The 16905-nt window shown below is 41.1% G+C and carries 15 protein-coding genes; 8 read left to right on the top strand and 7 right to left on the bottom strand.

Annotation, left to right across the window (positions count from 1 at the left end; all coding sequences use genetic code 11):
- Window positions 1-59: 59 nt before the first annotated feature.
- Window positions 60-749, top strand: coding sequence for a DUF2982 domain-containing protein (locus tag ACVCDT_RS01370; protein WP_447130945.1), 690 nt, complete (start codon window positions 60-62; stop codon window positions 747-749).
- On the opposite strand, the gene ACVCDT_RS01365 is transcribed toward ACVCDT_RS01370, so the two are convergent.
- Window positions 724-3771 (bottom strand): hybrid sensor histidine kinase/response regulator, encoded by a 3048-nt coding sequence (locus ACVCDT_RS01365; RefSeq protein WP_447130944.1) that lies wholly within the window; start codon window positions 3769-3771, stop codon window positions 724-726. The two genes, ACVCDT_RS01370 and ACVCDT_RS01365, sit on opposite strands and share 26 nt — an antisense overlap.
- Before the next feature lie 289 nt (window positions 3772-4060).
- Between ACVCDT_RS01365 and parC the strand changes: the two genes are divergently transcribed.
- Window positions 4061-6367, top strand: a complete 2307-nt coding sequence (parC, locus tag ACVCDT_RS01360) for a DNA topoisomerase IV subunit A (RefSeq protein WP_447130943.1) — start codon at window positions 4061-4063, stop codon at window positions 6365-6367.
- Between the two features lie 68 nt (window positions 6368-6435).
- Window positions 6436-7707: an alkaline phosphatase family protein gene (locus ACVCDT_RS01355; RefSeq protein ID WP_447130942.1), complete on the top strand. Its 1272-nt coding sequence runs from the start codon at window positions 6436-6438 to the stop codon at window positions 7705-7707.
- On the opposite strand, the gene ftsX is transcribed toward ACVCDT_RS01355, so the two are convergent.
- The 3 genes from ftsX to ftsY are packed head-to-tail and all read right to left on the bottom strand — an operon-like array spanning window position 7700 to window position 10744.
- Window positions 7700-8680: a permease-like cell division protein FtsX gene (ftsX, locus tag ACVCDT_RS01350; protein WP_447130941.1), complete on the bottom strand. Its 981-nt coding sequence runs from the start codon at window positions 8678-8680 to the stop codon at window positions 7700-7702. The genes ACVCDT_RS01355 and ftsX overlap by 8 nt on opposite strands.
- A 51-nt stretch (window positions 8681-8731) precedes the next feature.
- Window positions 8732-9433, bottom strand: coding sequence for a cell division ATP-binding protein FtsE (gene ftsE / locus ACVCDT_RS01345; RefSeq protein WP_447130940.1), 702 nt, complete (start codon window positions 9431-9433; stop codon window positions 8732-8734).
- Between the two features lie 9 nt (window positions 9434-9442).
- A complete protein-coding gene (gene ftsY / locus ACVCDT_RS01340; protein ID WP_447130939.1) occupies window positions 9443-10744 on the bottom strand; it encodes a signal recognition particle-docking protein FtsY in 1302 nt (433 codons plus the stop codon).
- A gap of 71 nt (window positions 10745-10815) precedes the next feature.
- Here ftsY and rsmD point away from each other — a divergent pair, with 71 nt between their 5' ends.
- A complete protein-coding gene (gene rsmD, locus ACVCDT_RS01335) occupies window positions 10816-11430 on the top strand; it encodes a 16S rRNA (guanine(966)-N(2))-methyltransferase RsmD (RefSeq protein ID WP_447130938.1) in 615 nt (204 codons plus the stop codon).
- A 40-nt stretch (window positions 11431-11470) separates the two neighbouring features.
- Here rsmD and ACVCDT_RS01330 read toward each other — a convergent pair whose 3' ends face one another.
- Together ACVCDT_RS01330 and ACVCDT_RS01325 are read right to left on the bottom strand one after the other, a co-directional pair.
- Window positions 11471-12061 carry a YjaG family protein gene (locus ACVCDT_RS01330; RefSeq protein WP_447131267.1) on the bottom strand — a complete coding sequence of 197 codons (591 nt, stop codon included), beginning with the start codon at window positions 12059-12061 and terminating at the stop codon, window positions 11471-11473.
- Window positions 12062-12080: 19 nt separating this feature from the next.
- Window positions 12081-12668 carry a YhgN family NAAT transporter gene (locus ACVCDT_RS01325; RefSeq protein WP_447130937.1) on the bottom strand — a complete coding sequence of 196 codons (588 nt, stop codon included), beginning with the start codon at window positions 12666-12668 and terminating at the stop codon, window positions 12081-12083.
- Between the two features lie 225 nt (window positions 12669-12893).
- On the opposite strand from ACVCDT_RS01325, the gene ACVCDT_RS01320 reads away from it, so the two are divergent.
- Window positions 12894-13076, top strand: coding sequence for a helix-turn-helix domain-containing protein (locus tag ACVCDT_RS01320; protein ID WP_447130936.1), 183 nt, complete (start codon window positions 12894-12896; stop codon window positions 13074-13076).
- 51 nt (window positions 13077-13127) lie between these two features.
- Here the strand turns inward: ACVCDT_RS01320 and pepB are convergent, their stop codons facing one another.
- Window positions 13128-14414, bottom strand: a complete 1287-nt coding sequence (gene pepB, locus ACVCDT_RS01315; protein WP_447130935.1) for an aminopeptidase PepB — start codon at window positions 14412-14414, stop codon at window positions 13128-13130.
- Window positions 14415-14488: 74 nt separating this feature from the next.
- On the opposite strand from pepB, the gene sfsA reads away from it, so the two are divergent.
- The 3 genes from sfsA to gluQRS all read left to right on the top strand — a co-directional run bounded on the left by sfsA (window position 14489) and on the right by gluQRS (window position 16818).
- A complete protein-coding gene (gene sfsA / locus ACVCDT_RS01310) occupies window positions 14489-15193 on the top strand; it encodes a DNA/RNA nuclease SfsA (protein ID WP_447130934.1) in 705 nt (234 codons plus the stop codon).
- 165 nt (window positions 15194-15358) lie between these two features.
- Entirely contained in the window at window positions 15359-15808 is a 450-nt protein-coding gene (gene dksA, locus ACVCDT_RS01305) for an RNA polymerase-binding protein DksA (RefSeq protein ID WP_447130933.1), read from the top strand.
- Between the two features lie 68 nt (window positions 15809-15876).
- Entirely contained in the window at window positions 15877-16818 is a 942-nt protein-coding gene (gene gluQRS, locus ACVCDT_RS01300; protein ID WP_447130932.1) for a tRNA glutamyl-Q(34) synthetase GluQRS, read from the top strand.
- Window positions 16819-16905: the final 87 nt, after the last annotated feature.

Raw genomic sequence — 16905 nt, 5'->3', positions numbered from 1 at the left:
AGAGCCATGCTCATTTGGGCTATTTTTGTTTGTTTGCTGTATTTATGGTTGTGGGGATAATGCAAGATATCATTCAAATTAAAAGCCAAGCTAAACGCAATGTGATAGTTAGTGCGATGTTTGGAATCATTATCTTGGCTTTAGGCAAGCTATCTTTGTTGGTATTGCCAAATGACTATTATCTAATAGGCATATTCTTGATTAGTTTGTCGATAGTGGCGTTTATTTTGGCCTGGGTTAAATACCGTGAACCAGAATTTAGCTTTTGTCTTACCCGCTCAGCTTTGACCTATCAGCATAGGTTTGGACAGTGGCAATTAGACTGGCACAACATTCAGCGCATTGATCGACCCACTATATATCAAGCCGGTAGCTTGCAAAATTTGGATATGGTAGGCATTAAACTTAAAGATTATTCGGCGTTTTTAGAGCACATTTCGCCACGTTTAATGAGTAATATTTTAATGGAGCAAAGACCATTATTGTTACAAGGCAATAACTCCCAATGCCAAACAGGTCAATGTTATGGTGATGATTTACTTGAAGATGACCAGTATAAAGACCAACATGGTAAAACCTATTCTGGGATCCAAGCTATGTTTGCCAATCGCATGTTAAAGCTTAGGCAGCGATTAGGTTATGATATTTTTGTTGCCAGTGCTGAATTAGACCGCCCCGAGCAAGATTTTATCGAGCTTCTTAAACAATGCCAGCAGCAAGTGGTTAGTCAAAGATCTTGGCCTGACTAACTTCGGATAATATGTCTAAAGACGCGGTTTTTAATTTCTCTACTCTAAGTTTAGCAATGGCAGCTTGATTATTTTTTAACGCAGTTTCCATTTCATTACACAATGCATGAAGTTTAGGCACACCTGTATAACAACAAGCCCCATGTAGTTGATGCACTTTTTCTTGCATTAATTGATCTTGGTTTTGTTGGCCTGCACTAACAATTTTATCCACTAAGCTAGGCAGTTGTTTAACAAATTCTTGTAAAATATCTTTAGCCGCTTCTTGATTTTGGTTGGCGCGTTTAAGGGCCAAGGTCCAATCAAATGCAGGTTTATTATCTTCAACTGGCTCTGTTACTTGGCACCAACGTTTTATTAAGTCGATCAGATCAGATAAGTTTATAGGTTTAGGCAAATAATCATCCATGCCTGATGCCAATAGTCTGTCTTGTTCTTCTTTAAAGGCATGAGCGGTTACCGCTATGATAGGCGTACCTAAGTTTAACTCGGTTTGTCTAATTAATTTACTTGCCTCTAACCCATCCATATTAGGCATTTGTACATCCATAAGGATCAAATCAAACTCATTTTCTTGGCACTGGGCTACTGCATCGTGGCCACTGTAGGCTAAGGTAAGTTGCAGTCGTGTGTTTTTTAACCAAGTGGTTAGTAGTCTTAAGTTTATTTCCATATCATCTACTGCTAGTACTTTGGCAGTAGGTAAAGACATTAACCTTTTATGCAGTTTGTCGCTGGTGCTGTCTTCTGGGGTACGATTAATATTGGTTAGTTTATTTAAGGTTAAAGGCATCCGAATTTTATGTGAAAAATATTGCGACAAATCACTGCGCATAGAAAAAGATTCTAATCCAGAGTAAAGCAACACAAAGTTATCTGCATTTAGGTGTCTGGTGGCTTCGAGAATACTGGGTAGCATAATTTCTCTACTGGCCGGTACACTGACAAATACTATATCTGAGTGTTGTTCTATGGATTTTAAATAGGCCAAAGATTCCACCCCAATAATATTGGCCCCTAAATGCCTTAATATTTTGCTGCCACATTGGCGAGACATGGGGTTGGGATCAAAATAAATGACATTTTTATCGCACCATTCGCTGTCTGGTTTTAACGAAAGGTTGGTATTTAACAAGTTGGCGCGAATGGTCACAGTAAATACACTGCCAATATTAGGTGTACTAGACAAACTAAGTTCACCGCGCATGAGTTTGACCAATTCTTGGCAGATCACTAAGCCTAAGCCTGTTCCTTGATAAGAACGGTTTAAAGCGTCATCTACTTGCGAAAAAGCAGCGAATAACTTGCGTTGGTCTTGGCGGCTTATACCTATACCAGAGTCTTCAACTTTTAATTCAATTTCGTATATGCCGTGCTCAAGAGTTTTACCCGAGGCAGATAAACTAATAAAACCATGATCAGTAAACTTTAAGGCATTGCCGAGCAGGTTATTTAGTATTTGTTTTATACGATAACTATCACCTATGAGTTTTTCCGGTAAAGGTTCAACATTATAAATAAACTCTAAATGCTTGAGATGGGCAGATTTGGCCATGATGCTGACTAAGTCTTCAAGCATGTCATTGGGTGAAAAAGGATGGTTATTAATTTTTAATTTGCCCGCTTCTATTTTAGAAAAATCTAAAACATCGTTCACAATATTTAGCAAATTATCGGCTGCGGCATTAATAATGCTCACTTGTTCTTGTTTTTCTGGTGGCAAAGCATCAGAGCGAAGCTCCTTACTAAAGCCTAAAATGGCATTTAATGGAGTACGAATTTCATGACTCATATTGGCCAAAAACTGTGATTTAACATTACTGGCGGCAATTGCATCTTTACGGGCAATGTCGAGCCGCACGTTTTGTTCTTCTACTAGTTCAATATTGTTACGTAAGTCTTCTGTGGTTTGCTCAACTTCGAGTTCGAGTTGGTGGCGGCTTTTGTCCATCAAGGCCACAGAAAACAACACCACTTGGATAAATACCCCAAAATGAAAACAATAAGTGGTAATAAAATTAGTGGGAAATATCGCTAACACAGCCAATAAGGCCACAAAGGCACAAAACCCAAAAAGCATCCATGCGAGGGTAAAATAGCGCGCGGCATGAAAATTACTTTTGCTGCTTTCATAGCCTGCGTAGCTATAGGTAGTAATGGCAAACATGCCAAAAAAGTACACTAAGCTGCTTTGCCAAATAGGCGGCAGCACATTTAATACCGACAGAATGCCCAGCACAGTCAAACTGGCAATAGCTATTCTAATGTAAAACCCTGATATAGATGCAGACAGGCTGGTTTCTAAAAACAGTAAGGTAAATAAACCAGCGAATATCCCCATCATTACAAATGCTAAATCTGTATGTTTGGCAATCCAATGGCTAACACTGTCTGGCATCACTAATTGAAAGTGTCCTTCCCAGATAAATAGCCACAACACTGCGGCACAAACATAGCCTAAATACAGCCAAACACTGTGTTCTTGATTTTCTTTAAACAGTAAAAAGTTATACAAGGCCAACATGATCAGGCCGCCATAAAATAGCCCCCACATTAGGTTGTCATACAAGTTCACTTTGGCATATAAAGCGCCGGGTAAAATATTAACTGGTGCAATCAAAGCAGATTGTTGATTTTCTACCCGAATAAAAATGTCCATGACTTGCCCATAAGGCAAAGTGACTTCTAAGGTGGGAAAACGATATAAAGGGGTTGAGTTATACTTGCCTTGCGAGGACTGTGCCACTAGTTCTTGGTCAACTAACAAGTAAATATCGACTTTTTCAAGTTGAGCATAGGCCACTTCTATTACCCATTGGTTATGCTCAGTAATATTGCTGACAGAAGCATGCAACCAAACACCTTGTTGCGAAAAACCGTAATTGGGGTTTGAGCTGGGCTGCCAAGTGAACTCGCCTAAATGATGTTTTATCTCATCTAGTGAGAGGGCAGTGGTTAACTCGTGAAAAACATTGAGTTGAGGGGTTAAGCGAACGGATTCTTCAGTGCTAATGAGTTGCACATTGCTTTGTGCCAAACTTAATGTAGAAAATATTAAGCAACACAAAATGATAAATCTATTTGCAACAATCAACACTACTACCCATTAAAAATGATATGAATACCCGCATTAAACCATTCGACTATTACTAAAGGCAATCATCAAAGGTTAAAGTTACCAAGAGAATTGAATTTGCATGATGTAATCAAGCCTATTTATGAGGTAATCTATTCATCAGCTAAGCATTTGATAAATTTACCCGATTATCGGGCTGTAACTTAAAACAAGAATAAGTGGTAAAAATCCCAACATGAGCCAAGACACAGTTATCAATAAAGACGGTATCGAACAATTAACCATGCGTCGATTCACCGAAGAATCTTATTTAAACTATTCCATGTACGTGATTATGGACAGAGCATTACCGCATATTGGTGATGGTTTAAAACCCGTACAAAGACGTATTGTTTATGCAATGTCGGAATTGGGTTTAAATAATGCGGCTAAATATAAAAAATCAGCCCGTACAGTAGGTGACGTATTAGGTAAATTTCACCCTCATGGTGACTCAGCCTGTTACGAAGCTATGGTGTTAATGGCTCAGCCTTTTTCTTATCGATATCCTCTAGTTGACGGCCAGGGTAACTGGGGGGCACCAGACGATCCTAAATCTTTCGCTGCTATGCGTTATACCGAATCTAGGTTGTCTAAATTTAGTGAAGTATTATTAACTGAACTAGGACAAGGTACAGTCGATTGGCAACCCAACTTTGATGGCACCCTAGACGAGCCCAAAGTGCTACCGGCTCGATTACCGCACATATTATTAAACGGCATTACCGGTATTGCTGTAGGTATGGCGACCGATATCCCTCCGCATAATGTTCGTGAAGTTGCCAATGCTTGTGCGCATTTATTAGACAATAGTAAAGCCGAGTTACACGAACTCTTAGAATTTGTGCAGGGGCCTGATTACCCCACAGATGCTGAAATTATTACCCCTAAGGCAGACATTGCCAAAATTTATGAAAGCGGCCGTGGCTCGATTAAAATGCGTGCGGTTTATACCGAAGAAAGCGGCGATATCATTATTACTGCTCTGCCACACCAAGCTTCGGGCGGTAAAATATTAGAACAAATTGCGGCCCAGATGCAGGCTAAAAAACTGCCTATGGTCAGTGATTTACGTGACGAATCAGATCACGAAAATCCTACCCGTTTATTAATTACTCCGCGCTCAAATAGGGTAGATATTGAGCAGTTAATGCAGCATTTATTTGCTACCACAGACTTAGAAAAAAGCTATAGAGTTAATATTAATATGATTGGCCTTGATGGCCGACCACAAGTTAAAAACTTGCACATGATATTAACTGAGTGGTTGAAGTTTAGAAAAGATACTGTGGTGCGCAGGCTGCAATTTAGACTAGATAAAGTGCTGGCTAGGTTGCATATTTTAGAAGGCTTAATGATCGCCTTTTTGAATATAGACGAAGTCATTCGTATTATTCGATATGAAGACAAACCCAAACAAGCTTTAATTGATGCCTTTAATTTATCTGAGATCCAAGCCGAAGCTATTTTAGAATTAAAGCTACGCCATCTTGCCAAGCTAGAAGAAATGAAAATCACTGGCGAACAAGAAGAATTAGCCAAAGAGCGTGATGCATTGCAGCTTTTGTTAGGCTCAGATCAACGTTTAAAAACCTTAATCAAAAAAGAAATATTGGCTGCAGCTGAGCTATACGGTGATGACAGGCGTTCTCCTATAGTGGCCAGAGGCGAGGCGAAAGCTCTATCCGAAAAAGAGTTAATTCCATCTGAGCCGGTGACAGTAGTGTTATCCGAAAAAGGCTGGGCGCGTTGTGCCAAAGGCCATGATGTTGATGTACAAGGTTTAAGTTACAAAGCTGGCGATAATTATCAGGCCAGCGCTAAAGGGCGCAGTAATCAGCAAGTGGTGTTCTTAGATTCCTCAGGCAGAGCCTTTTCTTGTGATGCTCATGGTTTACCTTCAGCACGTAGTCAGGGGGAACCTCTCACAGGGCGATTTAATATTGTTGGAGGCGAAAAGCTCGAACATATTTTAATGGGCCAAGATCAACAACAATATTTAATGGCCAGCGATGCAGGTTACGGTTTTGTTGGCAAATTCAGCGATATGGTGAGCAAAAATAAAGCCGGTAAAGCTTATTTGTCGCTTTCCAAAAATGCCAAGATTATCCAACCTCAAGCTGTACATGATGTGAAATCTGATTGGTGCTTAGCGATTTCGAATGAAGGTCGGATGTTGATGTTTCCGCTACGAGACTTACCGAGTTTAGGTAAGGGCAAAGGCAATAAATTGATCAGTATTCCGTCGGCCAAAGCTCAATCTAGAGAAGAGTATGTTAAATGTTTAGCTGTGGTGCCAGAAGGCGCCAATGTTAAAATTCTGGCAGGCAAAAGAGGCATGACTTTAACCGCTGCCGACCTCACACATTACCAAGGTGAAAGAGGCCGTAGAGGCAATAAGTTACCCCGAGGCTTGCAACGGGTTGATGGAGTAGAAGTTGAACATGTTGGTGTGACACCAGCAGAAACTTCAGACTCAACAGTTAACAACGAAGCAGAGTAGTAAGCTAAGCTTAAGGGTGTTGTAACCAAAGCCGTACAATAAAATGCTAATAATGAGCAGTGTTAAATATGAAGTTGTTTAGTTATTTAGCCTTGGTAGGCTGTTTAATAGGTTTTATAAGTAAACCCGCCTATGGGCAAGATAAACCGCCTATTGTGATTTTAATTGGTATTGATGGCATGCGAGCCGATACCCTTGAGCGCTACCACTTAGCTAACTTACAAGCGCTGGCTGATACTGGCATAGCCACTTCTATGCAGCCTGTTATGCCAAGTAAAACCTTTGTGAATTTTTATTCCATTGCCACTGGTTTATATCCAGAGCAGCATGGTATGACCTCAAACAAACCATACGACAGAAAACTTCAACGCACTTTTAACAATAGGCTAGATGATACGGATCCGCGCTGGTGGGCAGGGGAGCCCATTTGGATCACCGCAGAAAAACAAGGGGTAAAAGCGGCCACCTACTTTTGGGTGGGGTCAGAAGTGAAAATTGATGGAGTATCCCCAAGTTTTGTAAAACCCTATGATCAAAATAAAGATTATGCACAAAGGGTATCAGAAGTTTTGCACTGGATGTCTCTGCCTAGTGAACAACGTCCGCAATTAGTCACTTTGTATTTTTCCAGTGTTGACTCAGCTAGCCACGATTATGGAGTAGGCTCTAAGCAAGAATATCAGGCACTTTTAGACTTAGACCAGCATATTGCAACCCTGCGCCAAGGCATAGCTGATTTAGGCTTAGCTGAGCAGGTGAACTTCATTGTTGTGTCTGATCATGGCATGGTTAATTTAGCCGACGAAAAGGTGATCAACTTAACTGAAAAAGTGGATTTTTCGCAGTTAATAGTGCCAGCCTGGTCGAATCGAAATAAAGCGATTTATGAGCCCTTTGTGTATGTATACGCAGAGCCACAACAGGTAGAAAATGTTTATGCTAAGGTGAAAAACCTACATCCAAACTTAAAGGCTTACAAACGTGGGGAGATGCCAAAACATTATCGGTTAGATCACCCTCAAAGAGGTCCAGACCTAATGCTTTTAGCCGATCCGGGATGGTCTATTTATTTGAGCAATACTGCTGCTAAACCTCAACCCATTAGCGTAACAGGGCGAGCTAGAGCAACCCACGGCTATGACAATCAACACCCATTAATGCAGGCTATCTTTATTGCTGCTGGTCCAGCTTTTAAGTCGCTAGAACAAACTCCACCCATTAAAAACCTTGCTGTATACGGCTTAGTAGCGTGTCTTTTAGAGCTTAAACCTGCTAAGAATGAAGCTAGTGTGTCGAGTATAGAAAAGCTATTAGTGAAAGACTGCGAACCTACTACTTAGGCTCAATTTCACGTACATGTCGTCTTACTGATAATAATGAGCCGCTTAAACCTAAAAATACAGATACCGCTAACATCCATATAAAGGTACTAAAGTCTGCGCCGGTTAGATTGATGCTTTTTTGGTAAACTTCGCTGACCGACTCAACACTGCTACTCATCCACCACAACAATAATACTACGGCAAACCAAGCAAGCATGCCGCCTAAAAAGCCATACCAAAAACCTGTATACATAAAGGGTCTTTGAATGAAAGCATCTGTGGCCCCCACCAGTTTCATCACTAAAATTTCGTCTTTTTTACTGAGAATATTTAATCTAATGGTGTTACCAATAATGAGTACCACAGCCAAAAACAACAATAGGGCAATGACAGTGACTAAATCTTTCACTACTGCGAGTAAGGCGTGTAAACGCTCTAACCACTCAATGTCGAGTTTGCCAAAATCCACTTCTCTTTCATCGTTGAGTTTGTTTAATAATATACGTGCTGCCACAGGAGTGGCATGTAAGCTGGTGGGAGTGACTAAAATAACATTGGGCAGAGGGTTTTTATCTAAATAGGCAATAGCATCTCCAAAACCCGATAATTGTTTAAACTCGTCTAAAGCCTGGTCGGCGGAAATGTATTGAATGCTGTCTACTTCTGGCCAAAGTTGTAGACGTTTTAATAATTGGTCTATGTCACCTTGGCTAAGATCGTCTTTTAGAAAAAGTGAAATTTGTGAGGCTTGCTCCCAACCTGAACTAATGTTTTCGGCATTTTTAACCATGACGTATAAAGTACTGGGCAAGGTAATACTTAATCCAAGTACGCCTATTGTCATTAACGAAGCGGCTTTAGCTCGCCATAACTCTCCTAAGCTGCCTAATGCTTGCCTAAAGTGATTGACAAAAAACATCATAACTCGTTGTATTAACGACACTTTAGATATTTGCGCGCCTTGCACACGGCCCTTAAACAGCAAGCTCACAGTACTACTCCTAAAATGGGACAAAGTGCCAAAGAGAAAAGTATTAACACTTTAAACATATAAATCATCCGCAGGATCCTGTAGGTCTTCACTCAGTCCATCGGTAATCATTTTGCCTTGCTTAAGGGTCAAGGTGCGATACTTCATTCTGGCAATCAAGCCTAAGTCATGGGTTGCAATAAATACCGACACCCCAGCTTGGTTAAAGTCTTCGAATAAGCGAATGATTTCCATGGACAGTTTAGGATCTAGGTTGCCAGTAGGCTCGTCGGCTAATAATAAGGGGGGCTTATTTACTACAGCGCGGGCAATACCTACGCGTTGTTGTTCGCCGCCAGATAACATTATGGGTAAACTTTTTACTTTGTCGCTTAGCCCAACCATCTCTAATGCAGCATGCACTCGTTTGGCAATTTCTTTGTGGGAATAACCCTCAATCACCAATGGCAGGGCCACATTGTCGAACACACTTTTATCCATTAATAATTGATGACTTTGGAAAATCATTCCTATATCACGACGTATATAGGCAATTTGTTTACGACCGATCAGGCTTAAATCATGGCCATTAATTAGCACCTTGCCCACTGTTGGCCTTTCCATAATGGATATAAGTTTAAGTAAGGTACTTTTACCCGCCCCAGAATGGCCAGTTAAAAATGCCATTTCCCCTGGCTCAATATGAAAATCTACTTTTCTAAGGGCTTGTTGGCCGCCTGGGTAGGTTTTACTGACTTGTTCAAACTTAATCATAACTTTAGGTTAATCTGATCCTGGCGATTGATTTGTGGGTTCAGCAAACAGGGCGTCAACAAAATCATGGCTGTTAAAAGGTCGCAAATCGTCTATGCCTTCACCTATACCCACATAGCGAATAGGTATATCGAATTGGTCGGCTATAGCAAATATTACCCCACCTTTAGCGGTACCATCTAGTTTGGTTAAACTGATACCTGTTAATCCAACGGCTTCGTGAAATAACTTAGTTTGGCTGACGGCATTTTGGCCGGTTCCTGCATCTAAGGTTAACATGATTTCATGAGGAGCTTGGGGGCTGATTTTTTTCATCACACGTACCACTTTTTTGAGCTCTTCCATTAAGTGGTCTTTGTTTTGTAAACGTCCTGCTGTGTCGGCAATTAATACGTCTATATTGCGCGCCTTGGCCGACTGAAAGGCATCAAAAATAACTGAGGCACTGTCTGATCCTGTTTGTTGTGCCACAACAGGAATATCGTTTCTTTCGCCCCAAACTTGTAGTTGTTCTACTGCGGCTGCTCTAAAGGTATCGCCGGCCGCTAACATCACTTTTTTACCTTGTTGCTGAAATTGCTTGGCCATTTTTCCTATAGTAGTGGTTTTACCCACACCATTAACCCCTACCATTAAAATAACAAAAGGCCCTTCTTGGGTTGAAAAGTCTAATGGCGCTTCGACTTTATGTAATATATCGGCCATTTGTTGTTTTAATAATTGGTATAAAGCATCGCCATCTTTAAGTTGTTGGCGGCTTGAGCTTTCGGTTAGTTGCTGAATGATTTTTAAGGTAGTGTTCATTCCCACATCAGCCACTAATAGCTGAGTTTCTAATTCTTCGAATAACTCATCGTCAATGCTTTTGCCACGAAACAGGCTAACAATGCCGCTACCTATGCTTTCTTTAGTGCGAGATAAACTGCGTTTTAATTTATTAAAAAAACCTAAACGTTCAGTCTCTTCAGATTGGGGAGAAGGTAATTCTTCAGGAGTTTCAGCTATATTAGCTTCAGCAGTGGAAGTGGACTCAATTTCAGCTTGGCTGTCAGTGCTGATGTTTGGCTCAAGGACCGTATCTGGAGTTTTTTCTACACTAGCTACTTCGCTTGGCTGTTCAACCTCTAATTCATTTGCTTGCGCTGAAGTAACAGATTCAGCTTCCTCTACCACACTAGATTTAGGTTGGTCAGTAGAAGCTTGTTGGCTGACATTTTCCTCTAGCTCGGCTTTATTTGAGGGGGCTGCTGTAGTGTCTGACGACTTTTCTGGTTGTGGATCTTTTTTAAGCCACTTGAAAAACTTTGACATTCCGGTGAGAAATCCTAGGTAATTGGGTAAACTGTTCGTATAAGTTCACTATATTAGCATTTCTATACCAAATGAAGCGAGGCGTAAAACGGCGATCACATCAGCCTGTGTCTAACCGTTCACAAAAATCCGGTAGTGTCAGAATTATTAGCGGCCGTTTTCGTGGGCGTAAATTGCCGGTTCTAGATGTACAGGGGCTAAGACCCACTACCGATAAAAACAAAGAAATGTTGTTTAATTGGTTATTACCTTTTACTCAAGATGCAATTTGCTTAGATGCCTTTGCTGGCAGCGGGGGCTTAGGGTTTGAAGCCTTATCTAGGTATGCCAAACATTGTACTTTTATCGAGTTTGAGCCAAAAGCCGCGGTTAAACTACAAGACAACATTCAACTTTTAAGCTTAACTGCAGATCAAGTCAGCCTGCAAGTTGGCAAGGCGCAAGTAAAGTTAAGGCAACTGACAGACGCATTTGATTTGATTTTTTTGGATCCACCTTTTCATCAAAATATGCTGCCAGAAATTATCGATATTATTGCCCAGCAGCAGCTTTTGGCTGAAGACGGGGTGATATATATAGAATGTGAAGGGCAAGGCGCAAACTATGCGGTGCCCGATAATTGGCAATTAATCAAAGAAAAGCAGCATAGCCAAATTTTGTCTAGGTTGTACCAACGAACTCGCTAATACTAGCCACAAGATATGATTAGCCAGGGCAGTTTACTGGCTAAGTTGAGATCTCGATGCCTATATTACTCATGCCTTCTGCAGTCGCCAGCTGTTTTAAACGCTTACAGGTATCGGCTGATTTAGGCAGGCTAGCCAACAGTGCCAATAGCTCTTGCTGAGTGTCTATTTCCCATTGCATAAGTGCATGTTGTTTAATTTCTTGTGGACTTAACTCTTGTTCAGCGCTGGCTTCAATAAAGGCTTCAACTCCACCTTGGGATAACTTAGATACTACTACCGCCCCTTGGGGATCTTCACCTTGAATGAGCAGAATAGTGGCAGATAAAGACATGGCCACGTCTATGGCAGGGTAGACCCCATAATTGTCAAAATCTTTGGCATCAGGTACAGCTTCTTCAACTTTTTCTAGTTGCGCACTAAAGTTAATTTTTGCCTTAGGTACGGCTAGCCATTCCCAAATCGCATTTAAGCTATTGCGGTACTGAGCTGGGTCGGCAAATTCAGTGACCTCACAAAATAGCTGGTAGTTAGGTAACATGCGTTCAAGCAAAGTGGCAGAAAAGGCCACGGCCTGCCAGCCTTCTAATTCTCTAACTTGCTGAAAAATAGTTAATTTTTTATTCAAGATGGCTCCAATTCTGTGTTTGTTAAAGCGAGTAATATTGCCCAATGCCATCTAATAACATTTGGATTGAAATCATAATTAACACCATGCCCATTAACCTTTCAATAGCAGTGAGTCCACGCTCGCCAAGTAACCTATGTAAGTTACCCGACAGCATTAAAATGATGGCCGAGGCTAACCATGCTGCGCCTAATGCCAAAGACCAGTCTAACATGCGGTTATGGTCTTGATTGGCTAATAAAATGAGTGCCGCCAAAATTGAAGGGCCTGCCACCATAGGGATAGCTAAAGGCACAATAAAAGGTTCTTCACCTGGGGCCAAACCCGACACGCCACCAGGTTGCGGGAAAATCATTTTTATCCCAATAAGAAACAAAATAATACCGCCAGCTATGCTAACGCTTTCTTGGCGAACATTTAGAAAATCTAATACGACTTGCCCACTAAATAAAAAAGTGAACATGATAATGAGTGAAAAAATTAGCTCACGTGCCAATACCCATTTTCTGCGTTTGGGCTCTATGGTTTTTAACACCGACATAAAAACCGGAAGATTACCTAGCGGATCCATAATTAAAAATAAGGTCACTGCGGCCGACCAAGTATCCATATCATTTCTCTTACTTATAAGGGCTAATTAAATACTCTATCGCAAATTAAATTTAAGCTTTAAAACGGTTTTATTTTCAATAGCTTGATGATTTAATGTAAGTGCGAATATTAATATACGAACTGCAAAATTATACCCTAGGTGGCGAACAGAGTTAGCAATAATTTCACTTTGCGCTTTACTAATTAGCATTTCTTAAAAAAACAAATCAATGAGGATTGACCCATGAGTCTGATGAGTGTTGCACAAGTGGCTGAGTTTCTAGGTGTACAAGAAGTAAGAGTGGAAAGACTCGAAAGAGAAAGCTTGCTACCCGCTGCTGAAAAAGATGCTGCTGGCAATCCTTTGTTCGAAAAAGAAGCGGTTGAAAAGTATAAAGTATTAGCTGAAAGGCTAGGTGGACTCTAATCCAACTAGAAAAATTAAGAGGGCAAGATCACTCTCACCCTCTGGTTTAAATTACGATTCTTCAAACAGCGCTCTGGCTATGGTTCGTATTCCTTGGGCTGTCGCACCTGCTGGCATTAAAGGTGTGCCATTAGCGTGGTAGGCCGCTGCTAAATCTATGTGCAACCAACCTTTGCCCTCAGGGTTTACAAAACGTGATAGAAAACCTGCGGCATTAGAGGCGCCACCTGTTCCCCCTCCTTTTTGCGCACGACTATTAGCCGTATCTGCATAGGGAGAAGGACATTTGTCTCTATGCCAAGTTTCTAAAGGTAGACTCCATGAAGGTTCAAACTCTTTGGCAGAGTAATCTAATACTCTAGTTTGAAGAGCTTTATCTAGGGCAAAAAAGGCATTGTATTCTTCACCTAAAGCTACTGGGGCTGCACCCGTTAAGGTTGCGGCATCAATAATTAGAGGTGCGCCAGTTTCAGTAGCCGCCATTAAACCATCTGCTAATACCAAACGACCTTCGGCATCGGTATTGACTATTTCAACTGTGGTGCCATTTTTATAGGTAATAATATCCCCTAGCTTGTACGCATGGCCGCTAATTAGGTTTTCAGCACAGCATAAGTACAGTTTAACCCGCTTTTTTAGGCCTCGTAGAATTGCCAGCCCAAGTCCACCTGTTACTGTGGCAGCACCACCCATATCGCATTTCATATGCAACATGCCTTCGCTACTTTTAATGCTGTAGCCGCCACTGTCAAAGGTAATGCCTTTACCCACCAAAGAAGCGGCAACTGGTGCATTAGGATCTTGGCTAGGGTTATAGTCAATTTCTAATAAAACCGGAGGACGGTTACTGCCTCTACCTACATGGTAGACCCCCATCCAACCCGCTTCCTTCAATGCTTCGCCTACCCAACGTTTGGCACTAATACTGGCGCCATCTAAAGACGCTAACCATTGTTCACATTTATCCGCTAACATTTCTGGGGATAAATCTTCTGGTGTAGCATTGGTTAGGTTGCGAGTAAACACCATGGCTTGATAGCGATGCGATAACTCAGTGGCATGACTGTCATCACACCATTGAATATGATGCTGTTTTTTTGTGGTAGTAAAACTTTGAGCAAAAGCCCATTGTTGTTCAATCGACCATTCACCGCTTAATGCAACTTGCTCAATACCTAAATTATCTAATGAGCGAGCCGCTTTTTTGATAACATTGAGTTCATGTTCATTATTGTTTAAATGGATTTGTGCGTTTTGGCCATCCATGGTTACTACAGATTTTGCACTGTAATAATTGGCTGGTGGTTGGGTGGTAATAAAAACCGATAACTGAGACATAAGTTCTCCAAATAAATAATCCTAAATACAATAACACGGTGCAATAAAGCCCACATAATTATAAGTGATTCAAGATGCAGTTTTCACCTTTGCTCATACAAGGCCAATTAATAAAGCGATACAAAAGGTTTTTAGCCGACGTAGAACTAAATGATGGCAGCATAATTACAGCCCATTGTGCCAACACCGGGGCCATGACTGGTTGTGCTGAGCCTGGTTGGACGGTTTACTTGTCTAAGAGTGACAACCCCAAGCGAAAATTAGCTTATTCTTGGGAACTGGTTAAAACAGACCAGCAACATTGGATAGGGGTGAATACCCTTAAAGCCAACCAGTTAGTAAAAGAAGCCCTAGAAAACAAACAGATACAAGAACTACAGCACTATCAAAACCTACAAAGCGAAGTAAAGTTTGGCGAAGAAAATAGTCGCATCGATTTTTTGCTTACTCACCCTGACCAAGCCGATTGTTATGTGGAAGTGAAATCTGTGACTTTGCTAGAAAACGGCCAAGGCTTTTTCCCCGATGCCAAAACCCTAAGAGGGCAAAAGCACTTAAGAGAACTGTCTGCTATTGCTGAGCAAGGCAAACGCGCAATATTATTATTTTGTGTGCAACATACGGGCATTGATTCAGTAAAAGTCGCACAACATATAGACCCAGATTACGCCGAAATCCTCAAGCAAGCTATACTTAGTGGGGTGGAAGTCGTTTGTTATGGATGTGCCATTAGCCCTGAAAAAATCGTTATAAATCAAGCGTTGCCGGTTTTATTGTAAAATAAAAGTTGATTTTTTTAATTAGGACTCCATATTGCCTTGCTTAAATTGTTTTCACTCTAACGGTAGACAAATCGCGCAATTAATTGCCAGTGCATTGGCTTTCTGATATACATAGCCGCCTTGCGCAAAACAGCTCATGCCGTAGTTTAGGAGAATTGGCAGATGCCAACAGCAAATACGAATAAAACACTTGGTTTATTAGCCTTAGCCGGATTGACTCCTTACCAGGAGAAAAAAGGCGAGGAATATATGAACGAAGCGCAGATGAAGCACTTCAGTTTATTATTGAAAGCGTGGCGTGATCAGCTTCGTCAAGAAGTCGATCGTACAGTTCATCATATGCAAGATGAAGCGGCGAACTTTCCTGATCCTGTCGATCGTGCAGCTCAAGAAGAAGAGTTTAGCTTAGAGTTACGTACCCGTGATAGAGAACGCAAACTTATCAAAAAAATCGAAAAAACGTTGAAGCGTATAGATGAAGACGATTTTGGTTTTTGTGATACTTGCGGCATCGAAATTGGCGTACGTCGTTTAGAAGCAAGACCTACAGCTGATTTATGCATTGACTGCAAAACCATGGCAGAAATTAAAGAGAAGCAACTTCAAGGCTAATCCTTGGTTACTCCTTATACTAAGCAATGTTATGTGTATAACATTGCTTGGTAGTCAATGAAAAACACTTGAGCATTGCCTGCAGTGATCTCGACATGACTCACTCTTCTTTTACCTCTCATTATATTGGGCGTTTTGCTCCTTCACCTTCTGGTCCTTTGCATTTTGGCTCACTAGTCACTGCCTTAGGTAGTTTTTTGCAAGCTAAAAAACATCAAGGTAAATGGTTAGTAAGAATTGAAGATATAGATCCTCCAAGAGAAGTGGCAGGTGCCACAGAGTCGATTTTAACTTGTTTAGAAGCCCATCATCTGTTTTGGGATGATACTGTCTTGTATCAAAGCCAACGCACAGCTTTGTATCAAGAAAAAATTCAATATTTAAAACAACAGGGCTGCACTTTTTATTGCCAATGCACGCGCGCTCAACTCGCTGAGTTGCCGGCTAATCAATTATGCTCTTGTGTTAATGCTACTAAGGTTAAGCAACCAGCAGCCATTAGATTTATCTATCATAGGCCTTCCCTAGAATTTACCGACCAATTGTTAGGCCAAGTGAGCTTTAAACCAGAGCAACTGGTAAAACAATTTGCTATTCAAAGAAAAGATGGACTATTTGCCTACCAGTTAGCTGTAGTAGTAGATGATATTGAACAAGGCATTACAGAAGTGGCGCGCGGCGCAGATTTACTCGATGCAACTTTCTACCAGTTGGCTCTTTATCAAGCTTTTAATGCTAAGCCCCCAGATTTTTTGCATTTTCCTTTGGTCACTAATGCTGAAGGTAAAAAACTCAGTAAACAAAATCATGCATCTGAAGTAAGTATTAACTCTGTGTCTAGCAATTTATTTTACGCGTTAGAGTTTTTAGGCTTGGCTCCCCCTGTGGAGTTAAAAAGCAGTGAACCTGAATTGATTTTACTATGGGCTATTCAAGCATGGGACGTGCGTCAATTAACTAAGCAAAGAGCGTGTATTGACAATAGAATTGGACGGGCAGACAGTATATGATTAGCGCCGAATTTTTGAGACTAACTTTGGCCAAGGAGCAAACGTTATTATTTCTCGTGTAATCGATAAAGTGAAAGGCGCATTGCG

It is taken from the genome of Paraglaciecola aestuariivivens, assembly GCF_052983255.1.
The sequence above is the reverse complement of the archived record's forward strand: the minus strand, read 5'-3'. Positions and strand labels throughout refer to the sequence as shown.